Source organism: Aequorivita vitellina, assembly GCF_022008365.1.
Taxonomy (GTDB): Bacteria; Bacteroidota; Bacteroidia; order Flavobacteriales; family Flavobacteriaceae; genus Aequorivita; species Aequorivita vitellina.
On record NZ_JAIRBA010000053.1, the window covers coordinates 1 to 8,211 of the forward strand.

Annotated in this window: 4 protein-coding genes; 1 reads left to right on the top strand and 3 read right to left on the bottom strand. The window is 42.9% G+C overall.

The annotated features are described in order from the left end of the window. Nucleotides 1-1,526 precede the first annotated feature (1,526 nt). Complete coding sequence (locus tag K8089_RS15680; protein WP_237604246.1) at nt 1,527-3,083, top strand: NAD(P)/FAD-dependent oxidoreductase; 1,557 nt, start codon at nt 1,527-1,529, stop codon at nt 3,081-3,083. A gap of 516 nt (nt 3,084-3,599) precedes the next feature. Here K8089_RS15680 and K8089_RS15685 read toward each other — a convergent pair. The 3 genes from K8089_RS15685 to K8089_RS15695 form a co-directional block, all read right to left on the bottom strand. Next, nucleotides 3,600-4,028 carry an FKBP-type peptidyl-prolyl cis-trans isomerase gene (locus K8089_RS15685; protein ID WP_237604247.1) on the bottom strand — a complete coding sequence of 143 codons (429 nt, stop codon included), beginning with the start codon at nt 4,026-4,028 and terminating at the stop codon, nt 3,600-3,602. A gap of 161 nt (nt 4,029-4,189) precedes the next feature. Continuing rightward, entirely contained in the window at nt 4,190-4,561 is a 372-nt protein-coding gene (locus tag K8089_RS15690; RefSeq protein ID WP_237604248.1) for a response regulator, read from the bottom strand. Then, entirely contained in the window at nt 4,548-7,673 is a 3,126-nt protein-coding gene (locus K8089_RS15695) for a PAS domain S-box protein (protein ID WP_237604249.1), read from the bottom strand. The genes K8089_RS15690 and K8089_RS15695 overlap by 14 nt, the downstream gene beginning before the upstream one ends. Nucleotides 7,674-8,211 lie beyond the last annotated feature (538 nt).

Below are 8,211 nucleotides of genomic sequence, written 5' to 3' on the forward strand. Positions count from 1 at the left end.
AAATAAACACACATCTTTCAAATTAAAATAATTACAGAGGGGAAGGAACCCACACACGAAACATAAACCAACTGTCAAGCAGAGCAGCCCGTCCTAAGCGCAGCCGAAGGGCAGTCGAACCCCCACCGTCTAATGCATATCATCGCAAGCAATATGTCAGACTAAGCAACCCATCCCGAGCACAGCCAAAGCGCATCCGATAGCTATCGGATCGAACCCCCTTCGCCATCCCTCATGTCAGGGTGAGCGCAGTCGAACCCCCACTGTCTAACCTCTTCCAACGCAATCCCCATTGTCAGGGTGAGCTAGCCCGTCCTGAGCGCACCCGAAGGACATCCGATAGCTATCGGATCGAACCCCCGTCGTCTAACCCATACCACCCCAAGCAATATGTCAGGGTGAGCGCAGTCGAACCCCGTTGTCTAACGAATACCCCCTCAAGAAAACCCAATACTAAAACCTTTAACACAAGTCAAATAAAACAACCTTACCACCAATCAAGACGCACTCCCCCCCTTTGAACGGGGGGGGCAGGGGGGGATGTCAAGACGAAATCTCTCCCCCCGTTGGGGGCAAGGCGACTTTCACCCCATTCTAAACTATAGCAACATCAATAAAAACCCCAATACTAAAACCTTTAACACAAGTCAAATAAAACAACCTCACCACCAATCAAGACGCACTCCCCCCCTTTGAACGGGGGGGCAGGGGGGGATGTCAAGACGAAATCTCTCCCCTCTTTGGGAGCAAGGGAACATTCACCCCATTCTAAACTATAGCAACCTCAATAAAAACCCCAATACTAAAACCTTTAACACATGTCAAATAAAACAACCTCACCACCAATCAAGACGCACTCCCCCCCTTTGAACGGGGGGCAGGGGGGGATGTCAAGACGAAATCTCTCCCCCTTTGGGGGCAAGGCGACTTTCACCCCATTCTAAACTATAGCAACATCAATAAAAACCCCATTACTAAAACCTTTAACACAAGTCAAATAAAACAACCTCACCACCAATCAAGACGCGCTCCCCCCTTTGAACGGGGGGGCAGGGGGGGATGTCAAGACGAAACCTCTCCCCCTTTGGGGGCAAGGGAACATTCACCCCATTCTAAACTATAGCAACCTCAATAAAAACCCTAATACTAAAACCTTTAACACAAATCAAATAAAACAACCTCACCACCAATCAAGACGCACTCCCCCCCTTTGAACGGGGGGGCAGGGGGGATGTCAAGACGAAATCTCTCCCCCCTTGGGGGCAAGGGAACATTCACCCCATTCTAAACTATAGCAACATCAATAAAACCCCAATACTAAAAACTTTAACGCATGTCAAATAAAACAACCTCACCCCCAATCAAGACGCGCTCCCCCCCTTTGAACGGGGGGGCAGGGGGGGATGTCAAACGATTTGGAACCAGAACACTTTCACAAATCATAGCCACAACAACCAACCAACATTCCCCCAATCCCCCCAACCCCCAATTCCACATATCCAAAATTCCATCTATCTTTACCCCCCATGAGCAAACTAATCACAATTTCCGTTTTACCACACCAGCAAAACGATCTCAATTACATCCTCAACCTCACCTTGGAAAAGGAAAAACTTCGGAAATCACAAATTACCGATTGGCGTATCCGCAAACGCTCAATCGATGCGCGTCGTAAACCTATTAAAATAAACCTACAGCTAGAATTATGGATGCAAGGTGAAAAACGCCCCACAATCCCTCCCTTTATTCCACAAAACGTAGCTACCGCTCAAGAAATCGCAATTATTGGTGCTGGCCCCGCCGGACTCTATGCTGCGCTGCGGGCTGTAGAAGCGGGCTTAAAGCCTGTGGTTTTTGAACGCGGAAAAGACGTACGCGAACGCCGAAGAGATCTCGCGGCTATTAATAAAGACCAACTCGTAAACCCCGAGAGTAACTATTGCTTTGGCGAAGGCGGTGCAGGTACCTATTCCGATGGCAAACTTTATACCCGCTCCAAAAAACGCGGCAATGTATTAAAAGCCTTGGAGTGGTTTGTTCACTTTGGCGCCGATGAAGACATACTGGTCGATGCCCATCCACATATTGGCACCAACAAACTCCCAAAAATAATCACTGCTATGCGCGAAGCCATTATCGCCAATGGGGGAGAAGTGCATTTTAATAGCAAGCTCACCGATCTAAAAATAGTAAACAACGCTGTAAAAGCTATCGAAATTAATGCTGAAATCTGGCATCAATTTAACAATGTAATTCTCGCAACCGGACATTCTGCGCGCGATATATTTTATCTGCTTCACAGGAAGAACATAAAGATTGAGGCCAAACCCTTTGCCATTGGCGTACGCGTTGAGCATCAACAGGAATTGATAGACCACATTCAATATCACGGCAACGACAACAATCCTTATTTACCGCCAGCGAGTTACGCTTTGGTGGAGCAGGTGGACGGACTCCCAGTGTATTCGTTTTGTATGTGTCCAGGCGGAATCATTGCTCCTTGCGCCACCCAGCAGGAGGAAGTAGTCACCAACGGTTGGAGCCCCAGTAAACGCAACAACCCCTATGCAAATAGTGGAATAGTGGTAAGTGTAACGCCAAAAGATCTGCCAGATTATACGGCAGACGATCCCTTTGTATGTCTCAATTTTCAAAAGGAAGTAGAGCAGCGCTGTTGGGAAGCAGGAGAGAAGACCCAAAAAGTCCCGGCCCAACGTATGATCGATTTCGTGGAAGGGAAAATATCAACCGATTTCCCCAAAACCTCCTACCAACCCGGCGTGGTGGCAGCCGATTTAAATGAAGTTCTTCCTTCAATCCTCGCCACGCGATTGAGGAAAGCATTTGTGGCCTTCGGAAAAAAGATGAATGGTTACTATACTAACCAAGCCGTTCTCCACGCCCCCGAAAGCCGCACCTCATCCCCAGTATCAATCCCAAGAAATCCAGAAACCCTGGAGCATATCGAAATAAAAGGACTATACCCCTGCGGCGAAGGCGCCGGCTACGCAGGAGGCATCATCTCCGCCGCCATAGACGGCATCAACTGCATCGACGCAATAAAAAAAAATAAATTTCCCTAATTAGAATTGACCGTTTAGCCACCTGACTCTAGCCTCTAGCATCTAGCCTCTAGCCTCTAGCCTCTAGATTCCAGTCTCCCCTGTCACGTCTCACATCTCACATCTCACATCTCACATCTCAAATCTCACGTCTCAAATCTCATATCTCAAATCTCAACCCATATGCCGTCCCTACAGAACAAAAATCCCAATCCCACCAATTCTTCTACCAACATTTAGTGCCTACGGCACAACGTGGCAAAGCTAGAAATATGATTAAAGAATGTGTTGTTTTAGTCTAGCCTCTAGCCTCTAGCCTCTAAATTCTAGTCTCCCCCTTCACGTGTCCTGCCTCCTTACTCACCTCTCACCTCTCACCTCTAACCTCTCACGTCTCACATCTCATATCTCAAATCTCATATCTCACGTCTAAAGCGTCCTACGTCATTCCCGCCCCCCTAAGCCCCCAGCCCCCCCAAAACAAAAAAACCCCTCCATAACAGAGCGGTTTTTTCATAAAAAATATATCCTATTAAATTACTTTATCTCAAGCAATTCCAATTCAAAGGTTAAATCCTGACCAGCAAGTGGATGATTGGCATCTACGATTATAAAATCGTCCTTTACATCGGCTACACGCAATTGGCGCTCAGTACCATCAGGGTTTTTAGACACAAGGCCCATGCCTACTTCTGGCTTAATCTCCTGCGGTAGGTTCTCATTTGGAATCTTCTGAAAAAGCTCCTTCTGAACTTCCCCATACGCTTCCCCCTTCGGTATCGTGATGGTTTTCTTCTCGCTAACCTTCATATCAACCAATCCCTTTTCAAAACCAGGAATAAGTCGTCCTTCCCCAAGTTTTACTTCCAAAGGCTCACGTTCCACCGAACTGTCGAACACTTGTCCGTCATTTAATTTTCCAGTATAGTGAAGTTTTACGGTTTCATTTCCTTGTACTTGACTCATAAAATTTGTTTTTTTCAATTATTTAATCAATATCTGCGCAAAACTATGGGTTTGAGTTGCCAATTCCACATAATTATGCCTAAATATGTTAGATTAAGGAAAGATTAACGTATAAAAATCATCTGTTTAACCAAAAATATAACCGAAAATGAAATATTATCCTAACAAGCAATCGACCTGAGAACATCGGCTTTTAATGGCTTTAATAGGTAAGAGCGCACCTGACTGTTTTCCTTCGCCTTCATAATATCAATATTATCTACCGACGAAGTAAGGATATGAATGTGTAAGTTTTCAGCCATCCTATCATCCTGTATATTCATTATAAACTCCCAACCACTCATCTGCGGCATGTGGATATCTAAAAAAACTAGGTAGGGAGTCGTGCTGTTTTTGCGTATGTATTCCAAGGCCTCAATCCCACTTTTTAATGCGGTTACGGGTAAATCGGGGTATTGCGACTTAACCACTTTGGCATTAATCAAGTTGATGATTGGGTCGTCATCAATTAATAAAACTTCACACATCTTCATTTTCAAAGGTGTTTATTTTATGGGTTATTTCGTGAATAACCTCATCTAATTCGTCTGCGGCATCTTTAATCATAGGTAAAACCTCCTTCGATGAAACATCGGCGCCGTCCAACTCCCATAAATATACCAAGCCCATTATCTTAGAAAGTGGGGCCCTAATTACGTGCGACTGCAACCAAGCAATTTCGCGTAGGTTTTTATTCTGTCGTTTTATCTGCTCCAGCTGCTGCCGCGATGCCGTAACGTCCAAAGCCGAACCAATAGACCTTATAGGCTTGCCTTCACTGTCTCTTGAAATATAACATCTATCAACAAAATACGCAATACTTCCGTCTTCTAAAATTAATCTGTATTCCTGCTCCCACAAATGCTTCTCCTTATCCAAAAATGCATTTTGAAGCGATTCCCATAACCCTGGCAAGTCCTCGGGATGTACCTTGCTAAATAACGAATTGTCTTTTGCAAGCGGTTCACTGGAATCGTACTGTAAGGTTCCCTCATAACCCTTCCCGCGCGTTACTGTGTTTTTTTCGTGATCAATATCCCAAATCATCTCGTTGCTAACCTGCATGGCAAGGCTAAATCGCTCATTGCTATATGCCAATTGGCGTTGGTATTCTTTACTCTCTGTTATATCCTGAAGTGTTCCTTCCAATCTAATCGCCTTTCCAGTTTCGTCTGCAATTAGTTGTAGCTCCTGCCGTACCCACCTTATTTTATTTGAAGAAGTAATTATGCGATGCTCAAAACTTTTAACCTTCCCAGGTTCAAGTATTGTCGGTGGGTCTAGAAAAAATAAATCCCTGTCTTCCGGATGAAACGAATTTGCAATATTTGCTGTGGTAGGGGAGAAGTTAGACGGACTATACCCAAATATACGGTACATTTCTTCACTCCACTCCGAAATATCAGAATCTAAATTCCGACTCCAATACCCAAGTTTGGCTATTTTCTGGGCGTTTTTAAGTTGTAAATACGCCGTTTCCAACTCCTGCTCTGCGAGCTTCTGCTCCGTAATATCCTTGGCAACCGCTATTATTATCTTTGCTTCCGTTTTTAAAGTTACACTCCATCTAAGCCATTTGGTATCCCCACTTTTGGTTAATAAGCTAGACTCAAACGAACTTATACTATCGGCATTGGCCTTTAAACCTTTGAAAAATGAAGCAATATCTCCGTCTATTTTTATATAGTTAAAAATAGGGGTGTTCATTATTTCAGTATCTGTATAACCTAAAATACCCTTAAACGCCTTGTTGTATTTCTTTAACTTCCCATCAAAACCTACTAAACAATGGGGGTCGGGCGAAATATCAAAAAAGTTTCTGTACTCTTCCTCTGTAATTTTTTGTTTTACCACAGCACCAATTTCCTCTCCAACTTCGGTTAAAAGTTTATAATGATCTGTTAGATACTGCTTCTTATAACTCGAAAAACAAATAAAACATCCTAAAAATTCCTCGTTATATACTATGGGAATCCCTATTGCCGAATTTAAACCTACTTCCGCCGACGCTTCCCCACGGATAAAATTCTTGTGCTCGTGCAAGTTTTCCCAAATTAGCGTGTGTTTCGTATTCCAAATATATCCCGGTAGCCCCTCCGCTTCACTAAAACTGTTTACGTTTGCTGAAGCATTGTAAAACGGATTAAAATTTTCATCTTGAACAGATTTCGAAATTAAATCCAACCGCATTTTATCTTCCGAAATAAGCCACACTTCACTTATATTAATTCCCGAAAGCTGAACTAATTTGTCCAAGGCTGCTTCCAAACTGGAAGTTAAGGTCCCCGGAGCGTCTATGGCCTTGGTTAAAGAAGCTACCAACTCTTTTCCCATTCGTTTTTCTACCTCGGTCGTTACTATTTTTGTATTTACAATTATCCCTTCTATAGTAGAATCGTTAAGGTGATTGGTCAATTCCACTTGTACCCACTGCCAGTTGCCATCGGCGTCTGGGTATCTAAAGGGTTCAATAGAAACGCGGTCTTCTGTCAGTACTTGTTTTAAGTTATTTAATACCCGTGGCACATCTTCTTCATAAATAAAATCGAAAGCATTCTTGCCAATAAACTCCTCCGGTGGGATGCCCAAAATTTTAGTGGAATTGGGCGCCACATACGTGTAGTCGCCTTTATCATTTATTATGGCAATTAAATCTGTCCCATTCTGAATTAACGATCTAGAACGCGCCTCACTGTCAATTAACTTTTGTTGTGCCTGCGATTCCTTGATAACATGCCCTAAATTGGAGCTAAGGTTTTTAAGAAGTTCTAATTCATTTCCGCGCCATATCCGTTCGTGTTCACAATCGTCAATACCAATAAACCCACAAAACGCATTGTTAACCATTACTGGTATAACCAATATTGAATAGATATTTTGGGCAATTAAAACCTCTTTGATAACAGATGGCGGCAGTTCCGATACGATGGCCTCAAAAAGCCTACCTTCCTGCAAAGGCTTTATAAATAAAGGGAAATTTGAAAAAGGCACGTTTTGTAAATCGGGATTGTCAATCTGCATTTCACTGCTGTCCCGCGTCCATTCCAACCGCTGCGAAGTAGTTTCTTCTTTTAAGTTGTTTTCAAAGAAGTAGATACGGTCAATATCCAAAGTATCCCCAACTATTTGAAAACACCTATCTAAGGCTACTACCCAATTTTCGGAAGTTAACAACAGCTTATTTAGCTCTCCTATTTTAGTTAAATAGTGCTTTTGCTCGCTAATTCGCTTCTCTTGCAGGTAGTAATCGGTTAGGTCTATTGCGGTAACTAGATCTGCTTGCCGACCTTGAAATTCAATCAAATTACTTTTAATCTGAACGTGTATTACGCTCCCGTTTTTTTTCTGATGAAGGTAGAGCTTGTCTTTATATGCATTCGTTCTTGCAACTGTGTTTTTTACGGCCTTTAACAATTTCGGTATCTCTGCTACGGGCCTGATGTCTTTAATGGTCATCGACAAAAACTCCACTTCCGAATAGCCATAATGCGCAATGGCCTCCTTGTTTACGGCTAAAAACTTTAAGGTCTCCACATCGTAAACCCACATCGGAAACGGATGTAAGTCAAATATAATTGCATCGGGAAAGTCCTCCCGCTTATTCATTCGCATCATAGATTTTAAATTTGGGGCGTTTTATTTACGTGTGAAACTTTAAGCGGTAGGGAATTATTAGGTTTATATCTAGTGTTGTAAATGTTGAATAAAAAAGCCAATAACCTCAATCCACAGCCTTCAAAACGAATACCGTCAACCTTTTTCAAAAGCAAATGCCCCTTCGAATAAAAGATACGGTCTCTTAAAACAAACATCCAGCACGTAGGAATACAAAGAATTGTCATAATGAGGTTAAATACCGTACAAATTAAGAAATATTTTAAATATATAATAATCCACCCCCAAAATTCCCCACCCAACGCAATCCGTAAGTCAGGTTGAACTAGCCAAATGTCAGGGCAGCAATATGTCAGGACAAGCAATATGTCAGGGTGAGCAGCCCATCCTAAGCACAGCCGAAAGGCAGTCGAACCCCATTCCAAATGTCAGGGTGAGCATTCTAAGTTAAAAACAAATTTTTAATTGGATAATTTTACAAAAGGCTCCTCCCTTTTAGCAATTGCAAAAATTCTCAATACAAGTTTAT